The organism is Methylobacterium mesophilicum SR1.6/6, assembly GCF_000364445.2.
Lineage (GTDB): Bacteria > Pseudomonadota > Alphaproteobacteria > Rhizobiales > Beijerinckiaceae > Methylobacterium > Methylobacterium mesophilicum_A.
Genome location: NZ_CP043538.1, coordinates 2,303,038 through 2,321,693 on the forward strand (window position 1 = coordinate 2,303,038; position 18,656 = coordinate 2,321,693).

General features: G+C 65.5%; 25 protein-coding genes. 16 read left to right on the forward strand and 9 right to left on the reverse strand.

All coding sequences use genetic code 11. The annotated features are described in order from the left end of the window. The first annotated feature begins 32 nt into the window (after window positions 1-32). The 10 genes from MMSR116_RS10955 (at window position 33) to MMSR116_RS11000 (ending at window position 5,110) form a co-directional block, all read left to right on the forward strand. On the forward strand, window positions 33-1,463 hold the full coding sequence (locus MMSR116_RS10955; protein WP_010683127.1) for a phage portal protein: 1,431 nt from the start codon (window positions 33-35) through the stop codon (window positions 1,461-1,463). Further along, window positions 1,463-2,359 carry an HK97 family phage prohead protease gene (locus MMSR116_RS10960; RefSeq protein WP_010683126.1) on the forward strand — a complete coding sequence of 299 codons (897 nt, stop codon included), beginning with the start codon at window positions 1,463-1,465 and terminating at the stop codon, window positions 2,357-2,359. Before MMSR116_RS10955 ends, MMSR116_RS10960 begins: the two co-directional genes overlap by 1 nt. Continuing rightward, entirely contained in the window at window positions 2,359-2,499 is a 141-nt protein-coding gene (locus tag MMSR116_RS10965; RefSeq protein WP_158168832.1) for a hypothetical protein, read from the forward strand. The genes MMSR116_RS10960 and MMSR116_RS10965 overlap by 1 nt, the downstream gene beginning before the upstream one ends. An 80-nt stretch (window positions 2,500-2,579) precedes the next feature. Then, entirely contained in the window at window positions 2,580-3,143 is a 564-nt protein-coding gene (locus tag MMSR116_RS10970; RefSeq protein WP_010683125.1) for a hypothetical protein, read from the forward strand. Beyond that, on the forward strand, window positions 3,143-3,391 hold the full coding sequence (locus MMSR116_RS10975) for a hypothetical protein (RefSeq protein WP_010683124.1): 249 nt from the start codon (window positions 3,143-3,145) through the stop codon (window positions 3,389-3,391). Before MMSR116_RS10970 ends, MMSR116_RS10975 begins: the two co-directional genes overlap by 1 nt. Continuing rightward, on the forward strand, window positions 3,388-3,579 hold the full coding sequence (locus MMSR116_RS10980) for a hypothetical protein (RefSeq protein ID WP_010683123.1): 192 nt from the start codon (window positions 3,388-3,390) through the stop codon (window positions 3,577-3,579). The genes MMSR116_RS10975 and MMSR116_RS10980 overlap by 4 nt, the downstream gene beginning before the upstream one ends. Window positions 3,580-3,598: 19 nt before the next feature. Then, window positions 3,599-4,087, forward strand: coding sequence for a hypothetical protein (locus MMSR116_RS10985; protein WP_010683122.1), 489 nt, complete (start codon window positions 3,599-3,601; stop codon window positions 4,085-4,087). Next, window positions 4,084-4,467 (forward strand): hypothetical protein, encoded by a 384-nt coding sequence (locus MMSR116_RS10990; RefSeq protein WP_010683121.1) that lies wholly within the window; start codon window positions 4,084-4,086, stop codon window positions 4,465-4,467. Before MMSR116_RS10985 ends, MMSR116_RS10990 begins: the two co-directional genes overlap by 4 nt. A gap of 2 nt (window positions 4,468-4,469) precedes the next feature. Then, window positions 4,470-4,829 carry a hypothetical protein gene (locus MMSR116_RS10995; RefSeq protein ID WP_010683120.1) on the forward strand — a complete coding sequence of 120 codons (360 nt, stop codon included), beginning with the start codon at window positions 4,470-4,472 and terminating at the stop codon, window positions 4,827-4,829. Further along, window positions 4,826-5,110: a hypothetical protein gene (locus MMSR116_RS11000; RefSeq protein WP_010683119.1), complete on the forward strand. Its 285-nt coding sequence runs from the start codon at window positions 4,826-4,828 to the stop codon at window positions 5,108-5,110. The genes MMSR116_RS10995 and MMSR116_RS11000 overlap by 4 nt, the downstream gene beginning before the upstream one ends. Window positions 5,111-5,435: 325 nt before the next feature. Here the strand turns inward: MMSR116_RS11000 and MMSR116_RS11005 are convergent, their stop codons facing one another. The 8 genes from MMSR116_RS11005 to MMSR116_RS11040 all read right to left on the reverse strand — a co-directional run bounded on the left by MMSR116_RS11005 (window position 5,436) and on the right by MMSR116_RS11040 (window position 9,659). Then, on the reverse strand, window positions 5,436-6,044 hold the full coding sequence (locus tag MMSR116_RS11005; RefSeq protein WP_158168834.1) for a hypothetical protein: 609 nt from the start codon (window positions 6,042-6,044) through the stop codon (window positions 5,436-5,438). A gap of 449 nt (window positions 6,045-6,493) precedes the next feature. Then, the gene (locus MMSR116_RS11010) at window positions 6,494-7,354 is read right to left on the reverse strand and encodes a hypothetical protein (RefSeq protein ID WP_010683117.1); all 861 of its coding nucleotides are present in this window, start codon (window positions 7,352-7,354) and stop codon (window positions 6,494-6,496) included. Then, a complete protein-coding gene (locus tag MMSR116_RS11015; RefSeq protein ID WP_158168836.1) occupies window positions 7,317-7,517 on the reverse strand; it encodes a hypothetical protein in 201 nt (66 codons plus the stop codon). Before MMSR116_RS11015 ends, MMSR116_RS11010 begins: the two co-directional genes overlap by 38 nt. A gap of 362 nt (window positions 7,518-7,879) precedes the next feature. Then, window positions 7,880-8,293: a hypothetical protein gene (locus MMSR116_RS11020; protein ID WP_158168838.1), complete on the reverse strand. Its 414-nt coding sequence runs from the start codon at window positions 8,291-8,293 to the stop codon at window positions 7,880-7,882. 459 nt (window positions 8,294-8,752) lie between these two features. Then, window positions 8,753-8,959 carry a hypothetical protein gene (locus tag MMSR116_RS11025; protein ID WP_010683114.1) on the reverse strand — a complete coding sequence of 69 codons (207 nt, stop codon included), beginning with the start codon at window positions 8,957-8,959 and terminating at the stop codon, window positions 8,753-8,755. 2 nt (window positions 8,960-8,961) lie between these two features. Beyond that, on the reverse strand, window positions 8,962-9,207 hold the full coding sequence (locus tag MMSR116_RS11030; protein ID WP_010683113.1) for a hypothetical protein: 246 nt from the start codon (window positions 9,205-9,207) through the stop codon (window positions 8,962-8,964). 9 nt (window positions 9,208-9,216) lie between these two features. Next, a complete protein-coding gene (locus tag MMSR116_RS11035) occupies window positions 9,217-9,405 on the reverse strand; it encodes a hypothetical protein (RefSeq protein WP_010683112.1) in 189 nt (62 codons plus the stop codon). Beyond that, window positions 9,402-9,659: a hypothetical protein gene (locus tag MMSR116_RS11040; protein WP_010683111.1), complete on the reverse strand. Its 258-nt coding sequence runs from the start codon at window positions 9,657-9,659 to the stop codon at window positions 9,402-9,404. The genes MMSR116_RS11035 and MMSR116_RS11040 overlap by 4 nt, the downstream gene beginning before the upstream one ends. A gap of 537 nt (window positions 9,660-10,196) precedes the next feature. On the opposite strand from MMSR116_RS11040, the gene MMSR116_RS11045 reads away from it, so the two are divergent. The 6 genes from MMSR116_RS11045 to MMSR116_RS11070 all read left to right on the forward strand — a co-directional run bounded on the left by MMSR116_RS11045 (window position 10,197) and on the right by MMSR116_RS11070 (window position 17,735). Further along, window positions 10,197-11,831: a long-chain-fatty-acid--CoA ligase gene (locus tag MMSR116_RS11045; protein WP_010683110.1), complete on the forward strand. Its 1,635-nt coding sequence runs from the start codon at window positions 10,197-10,199 to the stop codon at window positions 11,829-11,831. 146 nt (window positions 11,832-11,977) lie between these two features. Next, complete coding sequence (locus tag MMSR116_RS11050; protein ID WP_039892456.1) at window positions 11,978-12,955, forward strand: ABC transporter substrate-binding protein; 978 nt, start codon at window positions 11,978-11,980, stop codon at window positions 12,953-12,955. Then, window positions 12,952-14,982: a sensor histidine kinase gene (locus MMSR116_RS11055; RefSeq protein ID WP_051072130.1), complete on the forward strand. Its 2,031-nt coding sequence runs from the start codon at window positions 12,952-12,954 to the stop codon at window positions 14,980-14,982. Before MMSR116_RS11050 ends, MMSR116_RS11055 begins: the two co-directional genes overlap by 4 nt. Continuing rightward, a complete protein-coding gene (locus tag MMSR116_RS11060) occupies window positions 14,979-15,377 on the forward strand; it encodes a response regulator (RefSeq protein WP_010683107.1) in 399 nt (132 codons plus the stop codon). Before MMSR116_RS11055 ends, MMSR116_RS11060 begins: the two co-directional genes overlap by 4 nt. Continuing rightward, window positions 15,374-16,639 (forward strand): adenylate/guanylate cyclase domain-containing protein, encoded by a 1,266-nt coding sequence (locus tag MMSR116_RS11065; RefSeq protein ID WP_010683106.1) that lies wholly within the window; start codon window positions 15,374-15,376, stop codon window positions 16,637-16,639. Before MMSR116_RS11060 ends, MMSR116_RS11065 begins: the two co-directional genes overlap by 4 nt. Before the next feature lie 109 nt (window positions 16,640-16,748). Beyond that, a complete protein-coding gene (locus MMSR116_RS11070; RefSeq protein WP_010683105.1) occupies window positions 16,749-17,735 on the forward strand; it encodes an ABC transporter substrate-binding protein in 987 nt (328 codons plus the stop codon). A gap of 408 nt (window positions 17,736-18,143) precedes the next feature. Here the strand turns inward: MMSR116_RS11070 and MMSR116_RS11075 are convergent, their stop codons facing one another. Further along, window positions 18,144-18,629 carry a YidB family protein gene (locus tag MMSR116_RS11075; protein ID WP_039892455.1) on the reverse strand — a complete coding sequence of 162 codons (486 nt, stop codon included), beginning with the start codon at window positions 18,627-18,629 and terminating at the stop codon, window positions 18,144-18,146. Window positions 18,630-18,656: the final 27 nt, after the last annotated feature.

Below are 18,656 nucleotides of genomic sequence, written 5' to 3' on the forward strand. Positions count from 1 at the left end.
TGCCTCGCCACCCTCTGAACGATTGGTCGCCGATGGCCGAGACCGAAGCCGAGATGTGGCAGCGATCGGGCATGACTGCCCAGGACCTGGCCACCGTTTCCGGGCCCGTGCGCGCGGATAGCGCCGAGGGCTGGGACGAGATCGGCTGGTCCGATGTCAGCGACCTGTTGGGCCTCGGCACGCGCGGCGGCCGCTATTTCTACGGCCGGGACGCGGTCGGCATCGCGTTGGCGATCCAGTGCGCGGACGTGAAGGCCCGCGACCTGTCCAAGGCCGAGATGCTGCTGTGGCGCCGGGCCGGCCGCGGCTGGACGATGGTCGACGCGGATCAGCACTGGTTCGCGATGCTGCTCATGACCCGGCCGAACGAGTGGCACACGTGGTCCGAGTTCTGGCGGATGATGGGGCTCCACCTGGAGCTCGCGCAGAACGCCTACGCCTACAAGGACATCGCCACCGACGGCACGGTCCGGCAGCTCATCCCGATCCAGCCGGCGCGGTGCCGGGCTCGGATCTCGACCGGCGGGAAGCTCTTCTACGAGATCTCCGCCGGCACGATGTTCGAGGAGGCGCAGCTCGGCGACGCCTACATGGTGGTGCCGGCCGACCGGATCGTGCACCTGCGCGGGCGGCTCTGGGACGGCCTCTATGGCCTCTCGAACCTCGCGCTGGGCTCGCCGATCTTCGACCTCGTCTCGGCGATCGCGGAGTTCCAAGCCAACATCTTCGGCAACGACGGCAAGCAGCCGATCGTGTTCGAGACCGACACGGCGTTCGACACCGGCGAGAAGAGCGACGCAGCGTTCCGGCGCCTGAAGCAGCAGCTCAGCGACCGCGTGCGCAAGGCCACCGCCAACGGTGACCCGATCCTGCTGGAGGCGGGACTGAAGGCGAAGACGATCGCCATCAACGCGCAGCAGGCCGAGAGCAAGGACAGCTTCAACCAGCAGATCATGCGCGTGTGCGGGCTCATGAATTGCCCGCCGCACAAGATCTTCGCTCTAGAGGCCGTCGCCTACAACAACATGGCGGCGATGAACCGCCAGTATTACAGCGACTGTCTCCACCCAATGTCGCACGGGATCCAGGAGAGCTTCCGGCTCTCGCTGCTGCCGCGCGCCGAGTGGCCGAAGTACACGCCGCAGTTTGACCAGGTCGCGCTCATGGCGACCGATCTGGAGGCGCTGTCGAAGCTCGTCGACATGGCGGCCAAGAACGGACTCGGCACCTTCGACGAGCTGCGCGAGGTGCTGCCGTTCCGCTGGAATCCGCTGAAGGCCGGCGGCGACCAGCGGATGGTGCCGGTGAACATGAGCCTGATCGACGCGGACGGCCGGGTCATCCAGGCCGGCACTGGCCAGAACCCCACGCAGCCGGGCGCAGGACAGGGCGAGAGCCCCGACAACAACGCGGGCAAGGGCGCCGCCCTGCGGCTCGCCTACGACGCGACAGGAGCGGCCTGATGGCGAGCAAGAACGTCTCGATCGACGAATACCTCAACTCGCGCGGCTACGGCGGCGTCGAGCGCAAGCAGTTCGCCCGGGACTCGGGCGTGATCATCAAGGCTGCGCCGTCCGGCCTCGCGAAGGCTCGGTACGACAAGGAGGCGCGCACCATGCGCTTCGTGATGTCGGCCGAGGTCGAGGACCGCGATCGCGACATCGTCGTGCAGGCCGGGCTGAACACCTCCGAGTTCGAGAAGAATCCGGTCGCGCCCTGGTCACATCGCGCCGGGGATCCGCCGGTGGGCACGTGGTCTGATCTGGAGAAGTCGCTCGGCGGCCGGCCGAAGCGCACCGAGGGGACGCTGACCCTGGTGAAGGGCGACGTCATGGCCGACCGCCTTGACGTGCACTTCCAGGCCGGCAGCATCCGCGCCTGCTCCATCGGCTTCATGCCGCTGTCGATCGAGCGCCGAGAGGTGCCGGACGATCAGCAGGGCGGCTACTTCTTCCCCGGTTACATGATCCACGAGGCCGAGCTGTACGAGTGCTCGCCCTGCTGCGTGCCGGCGAATCCCGCCGCGCTGGCCAAGGCCGCGGCCGAGGGCGACGTCCTGGCCCGGGAGACGATCGAGCATGTGCTCGACACGTGGACCCTGGAGAAGGGCGTTATCGTCCCGCGCAAGGCGTTCGAGGACGCTCATCAGCAGTCCGGATCCGAGCGCAAGACGTTCGTGATGGGCGGCGAGCGCTTCGTGGCCTTCAAGGACGCTGCGGGCGATCCGAAGACGACGCATAAGCGCTGCCCGGGCAGGAACGCGGGCGTGAAGGCGGACTGGATCAAGGCCATCACCGCACGGATGGGCGAGCTGCACCCGGGCGGCTGCCAGTGCGGCGCGCACGACAAGGTGGCGTGATGGATGACGAGAAGCCCGTCGAGCCACGCCCGCTGCCGCCGCGGCCCGAGCTGCCGCCGGTGAAGTACCGCCAGCCAGCCGGCTTCAGCATCGGCAACTGGATCTGGCGCAAGTTCGTCGCCCCGTTCTTCGGAGGCTGACGACCAACCCATTCCATTCCGGAATGAGTTCGACCCGAGCCGGCCGGGCCCGCCGCGCATCCCGAAACGAAAGTCCCGACATGACCCGCTTCCTCCGCAGCGGCGCGCTCGCATGCGCGCTCGCCTTCGCCTCCATGCCGGCCCTGATCCCGCTGGCGGCCCATGCCGCCGAGGCCTCCGCCACGGTCGCCCAGCCCGCGACCGACACCGCGGTGGTCACCGTGCCGCTCGGCACGTGGCTGGCCTCCTACGCCGCCGGCATCCAGGAAATCGTTGTCTCGCTGGTGATGGGCCTGATCGCCTTCGCCTGCCGCCGCCTGCCCGCCGCCGTCGGCTCGGTGATCAAGGGCATCCTCACCCAGCAGCTCGTCGAGCGCGCCATCGCCTTCGGGTTCAACACGGTCCAGGGCGCCGCCGAGGGCATGAAGCTGTCGGTCGACGTGCGCAGCACCGTGCTGGCCAACGCCCTGAACTATGCCGTTGCCCATGCGCCGGAATGGTTCATCAAGTGGGTGGGCGGCACGTCGGCGATCCGCGACCACATCATCGCGCTGCTCCCGCAAGATGCTGACGCCTCGCTGGCGCACACCACGCCCACGGCGATCGGCGCGACCACCGCTGATCCGGTCCGGCTCATCGGGTGATGTTCAGCTTCTCAGCCCTGCTGAGTGCGCTGCTCGGCCTCCTAGCGCGGACGTTCTCGGACGTCATCGTGAAGGAGGTCGACAGCCTGCGTCACGATCAGGATCAGCGCGATCTCGGCGCGTCCAGGCAGGCGAACGCCTCCACCGCCGCGGCCGAGGCTGCCGAGGCGAAGGCCCGGGCCGCCGGCGATGCCGCCGCCGACAACGACGACGATCCCCGCGACCTGAGACCCGAGGACGGGACATGACCTGCGTCGGCTTCGCCCTTGGGCTCGCGATCCTGCACTGCGATCTGCCGCCCGCTTCCGCCGTGCCGGTCGCCCGCCTGTGCGAGGTGGCCAAGGTCATCCTCTACTCGCGTCAGGACACGGCGGAGACCCGTCGGCAGCTCCGCTATCACAACGCCGCCATCCGCTCCGCCTGCGGCGCCCGCTGATCACCATCGGAACCGGTCAATGCCGCGAGATCGCATCCTGTCGTTCCTGGCGAAGGCCTGGGCGATCTGGGCCAACGTTGCCGGCATCAGCATCATCGCGCTCGGCGTGGGTGTCGTCGTCGTGCAGGCTCTGTCCGGCCGCAACGCGGTGATCACTGCGAGCAACGTCCGGATCGAGGGCCAGGGCCCGCCGCATCCAGTGATGCGTGTCCCCTACAAGGGCCGGTATCGGTACGTGTACGATTTCGAGCGCCACGAGGCCTGCGCGGGCGAGGTGGTGACCGTCTTCGAGAGCGCCGACCCGGTGTCGCCAGCCGTGGTCACCGTGCGCCGGCCCACCGTGCTCGACGAGGTCCGCGCCTACCCGAACGTCGCGCCCGACAACCCGCTGCCCGATTCCGTGCGCGCCGGCCTCTGGCACGTCTCCGTCTCGATCGTCTCCCACTGCGCCAATCGCGAGTGGACGGATCCGGTGGCGGAGTTCGACATCGAGGTGTCCGGATCATGAGCGACTGGCTGACCTGGATCCTCGGCGCGCTCGGCGTCGGGCACTACCGACCCAGCGCCTACGCGCTCGCCTCCGACCCCATCATGATGATGCTCTTCGTCTCGGCATGGTCCACGACGTCCGTGGCCTGCTTGGCGATCGGCGTGACCCTGATGTGGCGGCGCTGGTCGCATCTCACGATGAGCGCCAACGCCTGCTCGATCTACGGGGCGATGTTCCTACTGATCGGCGTCGATTTCCTGGTGAGCGCCGCCACCGTGTTCATCGCGATCTACCGCCTGAAGGTGGTGATCCTCGGCCTCACCGCCGCCGTCACGACCACGGTGGCCATCCTCACCATCACACGAATCTTCGGTGCGGCACGCGATGACAGGGGCTGATTGTGGATTGGGGACCGCTCGTCACGACTGCCATCTCGGCGTTCGCGGGTATCGTCGGGGCCTTCTTCACGTGGCTTGCGACCCGGCCGAAGAACAAGGCTGAGGCCAACGCGGTCGAGGCGCAGACGGAGCTGACGAGCATCTCCGGCTTCCAGATCCTGGTGCGTGAGCTCCAGGCCGAGCGCGTTCAGCTCATCCAGGTGATCGAGAAACAGGGTGGTCAGATCGAGAAGCAGAGCGCGGAAATCGCAAAGCTGCGGGGCGTGGTTTCGAATCTCCGGAGCGACTTGGACGATGCGCTTGCAGCCTGGCGTCGCGGGGAGCCTGCCCCGCCTCCGAAGCCGAGGGGTAACCGCGCATGAACCTGTTGAGCAAGGCGATCTATGCGTTCATGCCGGCTGCGCCCGCCGGGATCTCGGCGGCACAGCAGACCGCATCCGATCTGGCCAACGTGCTTCAAGAGTTTCGGGAGAAACGCGCGGAAGACTTCGCTCAACTGGCCGACCGCGCCGGTCGAAGCGGCGAGCGCCTTGCTGAAGCGGAACGGGACCGCGATCGGTGGATGGCCTACGCGGAGCAGCTCGAACGGCTCTGCCTGCAGCACGGCATCGCCATGCCACCCGCGCCAGACGAAGGCGCCTGATGCTTTGGACCCATACCGGCGAGACCTTGATGTACGTCGGGATCGGCGTGCTGATCGGCGTCATCATCGCGGGGATTGCGCAGCAGATGCAGGGGCCACCGTAGCTGGCCCGCCGCTTGCGACAGCCCAGTCTTCCTCCCTGAGCCACTTCGCCCCGCCGGCACCGCCGCGCGGGGCTTTTTCGTGCAAATCATCCCCCATTTGCGGGATGATTCAGCGGCAGCCGGGCGATAATCCCTGCTAAGTCATTCCCAAGACGAGACTACCTCAGCCCGCCCGGTTCGCCGCGGCGGGCTCTTTCGTGCTCCTCCGTAGCTAGTTCGCGTTAAGCCGCAGACTCAGTCCGCCTGCGTCGCAGGAAGGCGACAGTGCCACCGACCAAGGCGAGGCCGAGGAAGGCGTTCACCTCTGGCGATGGAGCGCCACCGCTGTTGGCGCCACCCCCTGAGCCGCTACCGCCGGTCGGAGCCAGCACCGCTTGGAAGAAACCGGCGATGTCGGTCACATACCCATCCTCGACGCCGTTGGTCTGATGGTATGCTTGCTGAATATTGATGTTTCCGCTAATTGAATTTTGAGAAACATTGATAGTGTCCGACTGAATTACAATGTTTCCGCCGGTCGCTCCAGGATTGCTAATCCCATTTGTCACAAACCCAGCAAGCATTGAGCTTGATCCAGACGACCCAGAATTATAAATATTACCAAAAGCCACATTCCCCAAGCTAAATGTATAGGATCCAAGAATTGCCGTGCCATTTACAGACGTAATTACCGAATTCTCGTTGGAAACGAAACTGCCGAAGGCGGAAATATTTCCACCGTCAAATGTCGTAATGCTGAAATTATAAGTGTCGTCGGACCTTGCTGCAGACGGAAGGCTAAGTATGACTGCCCCAATAGCCGCACATATCGCCTTTTTGTACTTAATCATCACCTCGCCCCCAATGAGACGCTTATACGGCGCGCCTACACTGATCTGAGCGATATCAGAGCTCCAATTACCTGCCAAGCACGATAAATGATGCTTCTCCGTTCATGATAAGTAATTACTACGCAGTGTGTTGCCTACGGAGCACTGACAAGCTCGGATTTTCCTGTACGAAGATGAATTCTATAGATGTCAAATAGCTGCAAAATTGGGCTTAACCTGAATATGCGTGTCTGCGATCTTGTACGAAGACCAATGACCGGATTGGGGAGGTAGCCACGGCGAGAAGTTGCAGGGCAGCCTCTGCGGATTGGCAGACCAGGTGCGGGAAATATCGTGACTATTGGGCATCCTGATCCGCTACTCGCGTTGCGTATCGGCTCGGCTCACACGCTGGTGAGATCGGACGCTCCCCCGCCCCGTGAGCAGATCGGGGCGGGGCCGGGCGGCGGTCAGGCGGTGACTTCTCGAAAGATTAGAAGAGGAGTTATGCCGTGAGCACCCCCTGGTCGGCCGCCCATATTGCGCGCCATGATTCCAATACGGGCTGCCAGCTGACCGACAAAGCTGCCTGCCACATCTCCGGCGATATCTGCTTCTTCGCGATCGTTGTCGTATTTTTGATCCGGGTCATGCGGGTAGGCATCATAGATACCTAGCATGTTCCATTCGCCGTTTATGATAGCTCCGTGCTTCAATATTAGATCAGATGTTTTTCCAGTGACAAATTGACTTTCAAGACTGCACCAAACGTTTACATCGGTGCCCAACATTCTCATTTGTAAACCATGCGGCATGATGCTCAATAATTCTAGAAGAGCGTCAAGATTCGATGCCGTGGCGTTTGACTGATTCCTTGCGGCAGCACGCCTTTCTGATCGATTGCCTTGTGGCTCGTCATCCATCGAGCTCTTCATCAGTTTCTTGATGGCAGGTTTTTCCCAAGAGTGTCGGAGCATCTCAACATCATATATAAGCATCTGACCTTGTGTAATAACGAACTTGCCCATCTGAGCTTCATCGAGGCCGCGATTGACCAAGCCTCTTTCTTCGGCTTCCTCCAAAAACGACAATGGATTTAGCCATTGTGGATCAAATTGCCTTGTCTGTCCGACCTGCTCAGATTTGGACTTATCTACTTTAGTATTTGAAACTCCAACACTACCACCACCAGAGGAGGTTTCCGCAACACTACGTGTCAGACCAGTGAGATGCCCATATTGATTGAACTGGCTTGAGAACTGAGCAATTCTTCTTGTGTCAACGTAAAAAAAATCATAAACGGAATTTTCTTCGCTTTGGCCTTGCGCCATCCTCCAGCTCCTTCCTGACCTCAGATCGGCGATTTATATCGTCGCGATCAATCTTCTTGAGTTCGTTCAAGGTCGTTTTGTCCGGCGAGCCTTCTGCCCCATCGCTTGCCCGGCCGAGCAAGTGCGAAAAAAGGCGATCGAACGGACCAGCACGTTCGGTCATCGGCTCGCTCCCATTCCACCCTTCATTTCCGCACTGCTCGCGTCGAGCGTATCTCGCCATGCAGGGCGATTAGTCTCAATGTTGCATACCGCTTGCATACATCTGAGCACAGAGCTTTGCGAGCGTTGCCTTAAGCGGACTGCCTATTCCAGCCATCCCCTCACCCGCCAACCTCGTGCCCACCGTCACCTCCTGGCACGGCCAAGTCGAGCGTCTGCCCGGACGCACCTCGCCGTGCCGGCACCGTCGCGCGGCGCCTTTCTCTGCCCAGTGGCGTCAAGGTTCGTTCTTCAGGTGGCCGTGCTCTCCCCCAGGCGCCGCATCCGAAGAGCTGGACCCGTTCACCGCAGCGGGGGCCTTTTTCAACGCCGCTTTCGCATCTCAGCAATGAAATCGTCTAGTTTCTGATTGGTTTGCACGATTTGTTTCTCAACTCCAGTAACGCTTCTGACGATATCAATCTTACTTTCAGAAATCGAATGGACAATTTCTTTCTGGTCTTTTTTTAGCTCTCCTACATCGCCCGATAGGTTGCTCCAAACTACACCCACCAAGCCGGCAATTAATAAGCCTGCCGTTGCGACTATCACTCCCGATACGCTAAAGCGGCCAGTATCACCGTCGCCCGCTCGTGATGGCATTGCGTCCTGGCTCCCGAGATACGAGGAAGATGCCCGCGAAGATATTGTTGTATAGGGTTTAAACCCGCCTTGCTGCGTAGACGAGCTAGAATAGTTGGCGCCGCCTGTTGATCTATTCGGGATATCAGTTGGCATGCGGCCCACCAGTGCCAGCTGCCTTTCGCGCATTGTCAATATCGGATTGAGAATACACCCCATCCCCGAGAAGTCTTTGCACATTGCTTTCGAGGAAAGCGTACAAATTCAGGAGCACATCGTTGCCCATCACGAGCTGAACCGTCGGCTGGTTCGTTGAAACACCTGTTGGATCGGTGTCAAAAACTGTCCTAACGAAAGTCAATTTTGATATGTTATTCGTGCTGGAACAATTTGTCGCCAGATCAACAAAAAATGCCGGCATTGTCTCAGATGGTATGGACATCGTCTCACCTGGCGTAAATCTGTGGGGATTAAATTAGGCGAGGCGGCGTTAGTTCGGCAAGGTTCCCGAGCGAGTTATCGAGACCGTGATGCTAGTTTGATACAGGCTGAAGTTGCGTGCTGGGCGAGCTTGCTTCAGCCGCCTGAGGGGCCGGACGCCTAGCCTGCCGAGTTTCAAAATTGCGCCCTGCCCCCACATCTCTCCGCTTCATCCTCCACCGCGCGCCGCTTCTTCGTGGCGACCAACTCGTCGAGCCACGCGATCGCGCTCTCGTGGGCGAGCGTAGCCCTGACGTCGCCGAGCGCCTGCCCGATCTGCCAGCGGTGCCAGGCGCGTACATCCGAAAGCGCCTGCAGGTAGCCCTTCTGCTCATCGGTCACAGCTAATCCGCCCGCACCTCATGCCGCCCGAGCTGGGACAGCAGGTAGCGACCGGCGTGCGTCAAGTACCACGCCGACCGCGTGCGTCCTGGGCCGCGGGTCACGCGCGACTCAACCAGCCCCATCTCGACCAGCATCGGCATGACGGACGGGTGAGCCTGCAGCCGGAGGCCGCCGGGATTGGCCGCCACCGCGCGTAGGGCCTTCAGCGCGAGGCCTCGGACCGGAGCGTGCGGTTCGGTAGGCATGCCGGCGGGCTATTGCAGCGTCCCCGGCGAGTCCATCACGCCCAGACGGATAGCCAGAGCCAAAAGGTCGCTGTCGGTCAGCGTCTCGCCGTCGACCAGCCAGAGCGCGAAATCGTCGCTCCAGGGCTCGACCTTCTTTCCGAGCAGCCGGAGCGCTTCCGCGGCCTCAGGGACCGGGTCGGGCTCGTCCGTGCTCATCCCTTCACCGGGTGCGCCAGCAGGACCGCGGTCCGGACCATGTTCCGCTTCCAGGCCGCGTTGTCGGTCTTCAGCGCCTCGGCCGCGCGCTCGTTCGTCCGGAGCATCTCGACGAGGTCGAGGGTCCAACCCTTCGCGAGCGGATAGGCCTCGGCCGCAAGATCGGCCAGCACCGCGTCGACCGCGGCATCGATCTCCTCATCGGAGATCTCGGCGGCCTTGCGCAGCTCGGAGACGGTGGGGTTGGTGGCCATGCCCGCCTGCGTATCGCGCGAGATCTAACGGATTCAGCGAGGTAGCGCCCTCCCCCTGATTTGCGCTATTTTAGGCTCCGGAGGGTTTGTCGAAAAGCGGAGAAAACCCTTATCTGTCAGTGACCGGTTTGCCGCTGTTTTTCGAGCCAAGTAGCTGAAAACATTGGCTTCGACACTGGACTCTGACTCCTCTAGTCCTGGTTCGAATCCAGGTCCCCCAGCCACCGGACATGGCCCGCTCAGTCTCTGACTCGGCGGGTTTTTCATTGCCTGTGCCGTTTAGACACGGCGGCTGCCGATCCGGGCCGGCGCGGCGTACTCATCTCGCGATGTAGGTCCGCGCGTTCGTGAGACCATCACTCGGCGCTTTCGAGGCCTCTCACGGCGAGGGTCGCGGCTCGGCGACACCATCGCCCGCGAACGCCCCCTCCCCGCCGCATGAAAATGGCCTAAGCTCGACATTGACGGGCGTAGCGCCCGAGCCGAACCGGCATGAAGACCGGTCGCCAGCAGAATTGATCACTTGAGGAATGCGCCATGATCGGCCTGATGCAGGACTGGCCGCTGCTCATCCACCGCATCATCGACTATGCCAGGGCCCAGCACCCGAACCGGGCGGTGATCTCCCGCTCCGTCGAAGGGCCGATGCATCGCACGACCTACGCCCAGATCCACGCCCGGGCGCGGCAACTCGCGAAGCGGCTGGACCGCGACGGCATCCGGCCGGGTGACAGGGTCGCGACGCTGGCCTGGAACACGTGGCGCCACTTGGAGGCGTGGTACGGAATTACCGGCATCGGCGCGATCTACCACACGGTCAATCCGCGCCTGAGCGAACAGCAGATCACCTACATCATCAACCACGCGGAAGATCGGATACTCCTCCTCGACCTCACCTTCCTGCCGCTGATCGAGCGGATGGCGCCGGCCCTGCCGAGCATCGAGCGCTTCGTCATCCTGACCGACGCCGCGCATATGCCCGCGACGCCCCTGCGCAACGCCGTGCCGTACGAGGAGTGGATCGCCGAGGCGGATGCGGACTTCACCTGGGCACGCCTCGACGAGAATGCTGCCGCGGGCCTCTGCTACACGTCGGGCACGACCGGCAATCCGAAGGGCGTGCTCTACTCGCACCGCTCGAACGTGCTCCACGCCCTGGTGAACAACGGCGCGGATTATCTGGGGCTCAAGAGCAGCGACGTCGCGATGCCGGTCGTGCCGCTGTTTCACGCCAACAGCTGGTCGCTGGCCTTTCTGGCCCCGATGGCGGGTGCCGGGCTGGTGCTGCCCGGTCCCCGTCTCGACGGCGCATCGCTGCATGCGCTCTTGGAGGAGACCGGCGTCACCATGACGGCGGCGGTGCCGACCGTCTGGCTGGGACTGCTCCAGCACCTCGACGCCACGGGGGCGAAACTGACCTGCCTGCGGCGCGTGCTTATCGGCGGCTCAGCCTGCCCGCGCGCCATGATCGAGCGCTTCGAGCGCGACTACGGCGTCACGGTGGTTCATGCCTGGGGGATGACAGAGATGAGCCCGATCGGCTCGTTCTGCGCATTGAAGCCCGAAGTCTCGGATCTGGAGGGCTCGGAACGCATCGACCTCAAGGTGAAGCAGGGCTACCCGCCCTTCGGCGTGGAGTTCCGCCTTACCGACGATGCGGGCCGGGATGTACCGTGGGATGGCACGACATTCGGTCGCCTCAAGGTGGCCGGCCCAGCGGTGGCCAATGCCTACTTCCGCGACGCGAATCCGATCCTCGACGAGAGCGGCTTCTTCGACACCGGCGACATCGCCACCATCGATTCGAACGGCTACATGACGGTCACCGACCGGGCCAAGGACGTGATCAAGTCGGGCGGCGAATGGATTTCCTCGATCGAGCTTGAAAATCTCGCGGTCGGGCATCCCGATGTGGCGGAGGCGGCGGTGATCGGCATCGCGCACGCCAAGTGGGATGAGCGCCCGCTGCTCGTCATCGTGCCGAAGGATGGCCGGACGCCGGACAAGGCCGATCTCCTCGACTACATGCGTCCGCGCATCGCCAAATGGTGGCTGCCCGACGACATCGTCGTCGTGCAGGAGATCCCCCACACGGCGACGGGCAAGATCCAGAAGACGGCGTTGCGGGAGCAGTTCCGCGACTATCAATGGCCGGGCGCGGGATCGAGCTGACACCCCGCCATAACCGCCGCCCCGGCTCGGCGTGGTGGAAAGGCCGAGCTTGCGGTAAGCTCGTCGCAGAACGCGCCCGGTCGAGCCGAGTGGCCGCGCCGCGCCGCGCAGCCAGGGCCGATCGCGGCGGGACGGGCTCGGAACGGATGAGGCGTCGCACCGTAATCGCTGGGCTGCCCTGGATGCTCGCGGGCCGGCCTATGGCCGCGCACGCCCAGGCGCCGAGCCATGTCGCGGCGCTCTGGCCCTTCGCCGCGGCGGACGCCGAGGGGCGGGCCCTCGCGGCGGCGTTTCGCTCTGCGCTGCGCGAGCACGGGCAGGCCGATCTCCGAATCGACGACCGCTGGGGCGAGGCCGATCGCGCACGCACGCGTGCCCTCGCGGCGGAACTCGTCGCCGCGAAGCCGCGGGCGATCCTGACCTATCTCAGCGCCCAGCTCGCGGCCGTTTCGGAGCTGACGCGCGAGATCCCCGTCGTGTTCGTGGGCGCGTCCGACCCTGTCGGATTCGGCGTCGTGGCGAGCCTGCAGCGCCCGGGCGGCAACATCACCGGGTTCACCCTCTACGAGCCGCCCCTGGGCGGGAAGTGGCTGGCGGCCCTCAAGGAGGCCGTGCCGTCGATCCGGCACGTCACCCTCCTGGCGAACCCGAGCAGCGGCGGACCGGGCGCCAATTTCTACGCGGCGTCCTTCACCGGCGCCGCGACCGCCCTCGGGGTTCGCTCCGCGATCGTCACGGTCGACACCGCCGCCGCCATCGATCCGGTCGTCAGGGATCTGGCCAGCCTGAACGATGCGGGGCTCATCGTGGCGCCAGGCACCTTCAGCGAGGCCAACGGCGACCGGATCGTCGCGCTCACCGCAAGCCACCGGATCCCGACGGTCTTTGCCATCCGGCGTTTTGCCCATCGCGGCGGCCTGATGTCGTACGGCCCCGATCCGGCCGAGGCGGTCCGCCGCGCGGGCGGATACGTCGATCGGATCGTCCGCGGCGACAATCCCGCGACCCTGCCCGTGCAGGCGCCGACCAAGTTCGACTTCATCGTCAATCTCAAGACCGCGCGGAGCCTGGGCATCGCGATCACGTCGGCGCTCCTCGCGCAGGCGGACGAGGTCGTGGAATGACCGCGGCCCGCACTTTGGCCGCGCCTCCGGAGGCGAACAGGACGTCGCGATGGCTGCGCCTGCGGCTGTCGGGGAAGTTCGCCGTGGCCTTCGTCGGGCTGGTGACCCTCGTCCTGCTCATCAACGGCGCCGTCGACCTCACCCTCAATTTCGAGGAGGCGCGCCGGAACGCCATCGAGGTGCAGCGTGAGAAGGCCCGGGCCGCCGCCGAGCGCGTCGAGGCGTTCCTCTCCGAGATCGAGAACCAGATCGGCTGGACCACGCGGGCCGAATGGCGCCGCGTCTCGCCGGAGCAGCAGCGCTACGATTTCATCCGGCTCCTGCGCCAGGCCCCGGCGATCACCGAGGTCGCCTATATCGATCCGCAGGGCAAGGAACAGCTGCGCGTGTCGCGGCTCGAGCCCGATGTGGTCGCGAGCGGCAAGGATTTCGCGACGGCGCCGCGCTTCACCGAGGCGATCAAGGACAAGACGTGGTTCGGCCCGGTCTATTTCCGGCGCGGCTCGGAGCCGTACATGACCGTCTCGGTGGCGCATGCCGGGCGGGATCCGGGCGTGACCGTCGCGGAGGTCAACCTGAAACTGATCTGGGACGTTGTCAGTGCGATCCGGAACGGCGCGGACGGCTACGCCTTCGTGACCACGGCGACCGGTCGGCTGATCGCCCATCCCGATCTCAGCTTGGTCCTCCGCGACACTGACCTGTCCAGCCTCCCCGAGGTCGCCGCCGCCCTGCCGGGCAGTGCCCGGAACCAGGATTACGGGATCACCCGGGGGATCGACGGCGGGCTGATACTGGCCGCGCACGCCACTATCCCGCGGGTCGACTGGATCGTCTTCGTGCAGCTGTCGCTGCGGGAGGCGATGGAGCCGCTGATCGACTCCATCATCCAGACCGTCTCCCTGATGGGCCTCGGCGTGCTCATGGCGGCGATTGCCGGCACCTTCCTGGCGCGGCGCATGGTCGTGCCGATCCGCCAGTTGCAGGACGGCGCGGAGCGCTTCGGCGCCGGCGACCTGTCGGAGCGGATCGAGATCCGGACCGGTGACGAGATCGAGACCCTGGCGCGCCGGTTCAACCTCATGGCCAGCCGGGTGCAGGAATCCTACGAGACCCTGGAAGCGAAGGTCGAGGAGCGCACCCGCGACCTCAACAGATCGCTCGACGATCTCCAGAGAGCGCAGAGCCGCCTCGTCCAATCCGAGAAGCTCGCCTCGCTCGGCCAGCTCACCGCGGGCATCGCCCACGAGATCAAGAACCCCCTGAACTTCGTGAATAACTTCGCGTCCCTCTCGAGCGAGCTGGTGGACGAGCTGCAGGACGTGCTCAAGCCCACAGCGCTCGACCCTGGGACCCGCGAGGAGGTCGACGAGCTGGCCGGCCTCCTGAAGAGCAACCTCGACAAGGTGGTCCAGCACGGGAAGCGCGCCGACTCGATCGTCAAGAACATGCTGCTGCACTCGCGAACCGGATCGGGGGAACACAGGCCCGTCGAGATCAATGCCCTGGTCGAGGAGAGCCTCAACCTGGCCTATCACGGGGCCCGGGCGGCCAAGCCCGGCTTCAACGTGACCCTGGTCCGCGACTATGATCCCGCCGCCGGGATCGCCGACATCTATCCGCAGGAGGTCACGCGGGTGCTTCTGAACCTGATGTCGAACGGGTTCTACGCGACCGAGAAGCGGGTTGCCGGCGCCGAGCCGGGCTACGCGCCGACCCTGTCGGTCGCCACGCTGGACCGCGGCGACAGCGTCGAGATCCGCGTGCGCGACAACGGGACCGGCATCCCCGAGGGCGTCAAGGCCAGGATGTTCGACCCGTTCTTCACCACCAAGCCGGCCGGCGAAGGCACGGGTCTCGGCCTCTCCCTGAGCCACGACATCCTGGTGAAGCAGCACGGCGGGACGATCGACGTCACCACCGAGCCGAACGCGTTCACCGAATTTACGATGACGCTGCCGCGTCGGGGCGCCAAGGTACTTGAGCCGGAGCAGGGCACCTCGACCGAGTCCGGGAGCCCGCCATGACCGTGCTGATCCTCGTCGTCGACGACGAACCCGACGTGACCGACCTGTTCCGGCAGCAGTTCCGCCGCGAGCTGCGTGCCGGCCGCTTCGAGATGGCCTTCGCACACTCGGCGCCGGAGGCGCTCGCCTGCGTCAATGCCTCGGACGGCGCGAGCCTCATCCTGATGTTCTCGGACATCAACATGCCGGGCATGACCGGGTTGGAACTCCTGCCGCTCGTCCGCGCCGCCCGGCCCGATGTGCCGGTCATCATGATCACGGCCTACGGCGACGCCGAGACGCGGGAGAAGGTCCGGGCCGCCGGGGCGGCCAACCTGATCACCAAGCCCATCGACTTCGCCCTGCTCAAGGCCGAGATCGACCGGCGGCTGGCAACGATCGCGGGGTCCGCATGATCCCCGGACTGCCGAGTGCCAAGATCCTGGTGGTCGACGATGAGCCCGACCTCGAAGCCCTCATCACACAGAAATTCCGCCGTCAGATCCGCCAGAACCTCGTGACGTTCGTCTTCGCGCATGACGGGCACGAGGCGCTGGAGCGCCTCGCCGAGCATCGTGACGTCGATCTGGTGGTGTCCGACATCAACATGCCGCGCATGGACGGGCTGACGCTGCTCGCCAAGCTCCAGGACCTTGCGGACAGGCCCTCGACCATCATCGTCTCGGCCTACGGCGACATGGCCAATATCCGCACGGCGATGAACCGCGGCGCCTTCGACTTCCTGACGAAGCCCATCGACTTCGCCGATCTGGAGACCACCATCGAGCGGACCCTGCGGCACGTGGAGGCGCTGCGCGAGGGGCGGCGGCGGCAGACGCTGGCGGAGCGCGCGCACGCATCCCTCGCGCGCTACTTCTCGCCGAACCTTGCCGAGCAGCTGGCCGGCGACGCGTCGGGCCTCGAACTCGGCGGCCACCGGCGCGACGTGGCCTCCCTGTTCACTGACATCGCGGGCTTCACCAGCTTGGTCGAGAGTCTCGATCCGGCACTCCTGGCCGAGATCCTGAACGGCTATTTCGCCGAGATTACCGATCTGGTCTTCCTCCACGAGGGGACGGTCGCCAAGATCGTGGGCGACGCCATCCACGTCCTGTTCGGGGCGCCGGGTGACCAGCCGGACCATGCCGCCCGGGCCGTGGTCTGCGCCCTGGCCCTGGATCAGACCGCCGAGGCCTTTCGGGCGCGGTGGCGCGAGCGCGGGATCGAGATCGGCGCCACTCGGATCGGCGTCCATGCCGGGCCGGCGATCGTGGGGAATTTCGGCGGCGGCCGCTACTTCGACTACACGGCCTACGGCGACACCATCAACACCGCGGCCCGCCTGGAGAACGCCAACAAGGCCTTCGGCACCCGCATCTGCGTGAGCGAGAGCGTGGTGATCCGTGCGGGAGAATTCCGCGGCCGTCCCCTCGGCGATCTCCTCCTGCGCGGCAAGCAGGAGGCGCTGCGCGCGTTCGAGCCGCTGGCCGAGGCCTCTTACGACGACGACGCGCTGGGCCGCTACCGAGAGGCCTTCAACCGGCTCGAAGCGGGCGAAGCCGGCGCCCTTCCGGCCTTCGCCGGCCTCGTGGGCCTGCGTCCCGACGACGGCGTCGCGGCCTTCCACCTGAAGCGCCTCCTCAATGGATCGAGCGGGACGCGAATCGAAGTCCGCTGAGACCGGCTCGACCGCCTCGACCCGCAGGCCTCGATGATCGAAAGATGGGAACCTCGGTTGGCGATCCCGGGCGGGGGCCCCGGCCGTCCCGCGGGCAGGAGACGAAGGCATGAGGCGGCGCGACGTCATCGCCGGCCTGGGCGGCGCCGCCGCGTGGCCTGCCGCCGGCCGGGCGCAGGCCGGCGGGCAGCGTCGGCTCGGAATCCTGTTGGTCTACGGCGCGACGCACCCCGACACGCCGGTCATCGTCGAAACCTTGAAGGAGAGCCTGCGCCGGACCGGCTGGATCTGGGGCGAGAACCTCGCGGTCGACCTGCGCTTCGGCGACGGCGACGCGGATCGGATGCGCCGCGAGACGGACGCCATCCTCGCGGGAAAGCCGGACGTCGTCCTGGCACAAGGCGTCGTCGGCGCCACCGCGCTCCAGCAGGCGACGAAAACCACGCCGATCGTGTTCATGATGCTGCAGGATCCGGTGGGTGCCGGCTTCGTCTCCAGCCTGGCACACCCGGGCGGCAACCTCACCGGCGTGACAAACTTCGACTTCACGCTGGTCGGGAAGTGGCTGCAGCTCCTGAAGGAACTCAGCCCGAGCGTCACCCGGGCGCTGGCCTTGATCAATCCGGACTATCCCGCGCGGCTGGCGGGCTACGCGGTCGAACTCGCCCGGATCGCCCCGGAGCTGGGTCTGGTCGCGCAAATTGCGGGCGTGCACGACGCCGCCGAGATCGAGCAGGCTGTGACGGCCTTCGCGCGGGAGCCCCATGGGGGGCTGATCGTGCTGCCCGACGCCGTCACGGGCGTCTACGGCGCCCAGATCATCGCCCTGGCGGCTTCCTGTCAGCTGCCGGCGGTCTACGCCTACGCGGCGCAGGTGCGCATGGGCGGGCTCGCCGCCTATACGACCAGCGTCGTGCAGGACGTCCAGCGGGCGGCCGGCTATCTCGACCGGATCCTGCGGGGCGCCGCGGCCGGCAATCTGCCCGTTCAGGCCAGCGACCGCTTCCTCACCGTGATCAACCTGCACACGGCCGCCGCACTGAAGCTCACGATCTCGCCCTCGCTGCTGGCCAAGGCTGACGAGCTGGTCGATTAGCGCGCACCGTGGAGGCGGAGATCGGCGTGGCGTGGGGAAGGCATCACAGCAACGGTTTCAGGCCACGCCCCTCAGCAACGACCACAATTCAGGCCACCCGCGTGCCGTCGTGGGGATGTCATGCATCTCGGTCGGGGAACGCTGATCCTTCGACCCCCGCCCAGTCATCCCGGGGCCGCGCAGCGGAACCCGGGATCCAGAGCCGCCGAGCGCCAAAGCTGTGAACCGTCAGCGGTTCTGGTTTCCGGGCTTGCCTTCGGCACGCCGGAATGACGAAGCGGGCGCGGGGAGAGCAGCGCAACCCGGCGAACGGTGTAAGCCCGTCTCATCCCGTGGAAGGCTGAGGCGCTGTCGCGTACTGTGACCGGGGCGTCGCGGCGAACGACGTCGCCGCGACCGGGGGTGACGTCAGCCGAGGGCCGGGAGACGGCCATCCGGCGAGTAGCGGTCGATGGCCGCGGGGAGATCGCGCGAGAGCCGCGTCAGCAGTTCCGTGCGGCTCAGGCCGGTCCGCTGCTCGAGGACGGCTAGGGTTTCGGGACCGATGGCGCGCTCCAGGTCGGTGGTGGGCATGTCACGGTTCGGCCCGTGATCGATCCAGGATTGCGCCGTCTCGGCGTGGCCGCCCTTCGTGAAGTGCTCGATCAGCTCGCCGAGACCGCCCGCGATCAGGCCTCCCACTCCGGCGCCGCCGGCACCGCCGAGCAGCCGCTCGAGGTTGGCCGGGATTGCCGGACCGGCACCCGGAGAGCCTGCCGGGACCTGCGGCACGGGAGAGCGGCCGGGCTCCTTGCCGTGGGAGCCGAGCCATTCGGCAATCTTGTCGCGGTTCTGGTAACCGGCCACGGCCAGCAGACCCAGCAGCGCGGTCATCGAGGGGTATCCCTTGCTCATCGTATGCCCTTCCCTGAACGGGCTCTC

What these genes read in the sequence shown, in the direction of transcription:
- MMSR116_RS11020 (WP_158168838.1), bottom strand. Translation starts at nt 8,293, where the DNA reads ATGCCAACTGATATCCCGAATAGATCAACAGGCGGCGCCAACTATTCT.
- MMSR116_RS11040 (WP_010683111.1), bottom strand. Translation starts at nt 9,659, where the DNA reads ATGGCCACCAACCCCACCGTCTCCGAGCTGCGCAAGGCCGCCGAGATC.
- MMSR116_RS10990 (WP_010683121.1), top strand. Translation starts at nt 4,084, where the DNA reads ATGAGCGACTGGCTGACCTGGATCCTCGGCGCGCTCGGCGTCGGGCAC.
- MMSR116_RS10985 (WP_010683122.1), top strand. Translation starts at nt 3,599, where the DNA reads ATGCCGCGAGATCGCATCCTGTCGTTCCTGGCGAAGGCCTGGGCGATC.
- MMSR116_RS11005 (WP_158168834.1), bottom strand. Translation starts at nt 6,044, where the DNA reads ATGATTAAGTACAAAAAGGCGATATGTGCGGCTATTGGGGCAGTCATA.
- MMSR116_RS10970 (WP_010683125.1), top strand. Translation starts at nt 2,580, where the DNA reads ATGACCCGCTTCCTCCGCAGCGGCGCGCTCGCATGCGCGCTCGCCTTC.
- MMSR116_RS11045 (WP_010683110.1), top strand. Translation starts at nt 10,197, where the DNA reads ATGATCGGCCTGATGCAGGACTGGCCGCTGCTCATCCACCGCATCATC.
- MMSR116_RS11060 (WP_010683107.1), top strand. Translation starts at nt 14,979, where the DNA reads ATGACCGTGCTGATCCTCGTCGTCGACGACGAACCCGACGTGACCGAC.
- MMSR116_RS10975 (WP_010683124.1), top strand. Translation starts at nt 3,143, where the DNA reads ATGTTCAGCTTCTCAGCCCTGCTGAGTGCGCTGCTCGGCCTCCTAGCG.
- MMSR116_RS11075 (WP_039892455.1), bottom strand. Translation starts at nt 18,629, where the DNA reads ATGAGCAAGGGATACCCCTCGATGACCGCGCTGCTGGGTCTGCTGGCC.
- MMSR116_RS10960 (WP_010683126.1), top strand. Translation starts at nt 1,463, where the DNA reads ATGGCGAGCAAGAACGTCTCGATCGACGAATACCTCAACTCGCGCGGC.
- MMSR116_RS11030 (WP_010683113.1), bottom strand. Translation starts at nt 9,207, where the DNA reads ATGCCTACCGAACCGCACGCTCCGGTCCGAGGCCTCGCGCTGAAGGCC.
- MMSR116_RS11035 (WP_010683112.1), bottom strand. Translation starts at nt 9,405, where the DNA reads ATGAGCACGGACGAGCCCGACCCGGTCCCTGAGGCCGCGGAAGCGCTC.
- MMSR116_RS10955 (WP_010683127.1), top strand. Translation starts at nt 33, where the DNA reads ATGGCCGAGACCGAAGCCGAGATGTGGCAGCGATCGGGCATGACTGCC.
- MMSR116_RS11050 (WP_039892456.1), top strand. Translation starts at nt 11,978, where the DNA reads ATGAGGCGTCGCACCGTAATCGCTGGGCTGCCCTGGATGCTCGCGGGC.
- MMSR116_RS11070 (WP_010683105.1), top strand. Translation starts at nt 16,749, where the DNA reads ATGAGGCGGCGCGACGTCATCGCCGGCCTGGGCGGCGCCGCCGCGTGG.
- MMSR116_RS11055 (WP_051072130.1), top strand. Translation starts at nt 12,952, where the DNA reads ATGACCGCGGCCCGCACTTTGGCCGCGCCTCCGGAGGCGAACAGGACG.
- MMSR116_RS10980 (WP_010683123.1), top strand. Translation starts at nt 3,388, where the DNA reads ATGACCTGCGTCGGCTTCGCCCTTGGGCTCGCGATCCTGCACTGCGAT.
- MMSR116_RS10965 (WP_158168832.1), top strand. Translation starts at nt 2,359, where the DNA reads ATGGATGACGAGAAGCCCGTCGAGCCACGCCCGCTGCCGCCGCGGCCC.
- MMSR116_RS11065 (WP_010683106.1), top strand. Translation starts at nt 15,374, where the DNA reads ATGATCCCCGGACTGCCGAGTGCCAAGATCCTGGTGGTCGACGATGAG.
- MMSR116_RS11015 (WP_158168836.1), bottom strand. Translation starts at nt 7,517, where the DNA reads ATGACCGAACGTGCTGGTCCGTTCGATCGCCTTTTTTCGCACTTGCTC.
- MMSR116_RS11000 (WP_010683119.1), top strand. Translation starts at nt 4,826, where the DNA reads ATGAACCTGTTGAGCAAGGCGATCTATGCGTTCATGCCGGCTGCGCCC.
- MMSR116_RS11010 (WP_010683117.1), bottom strand. Translation starts at nt 7,354, where the DNA reads ATGGCGCAAGGCCAAAGCGAAGAAAATTCCGTTTATGATTTTTTTTAC.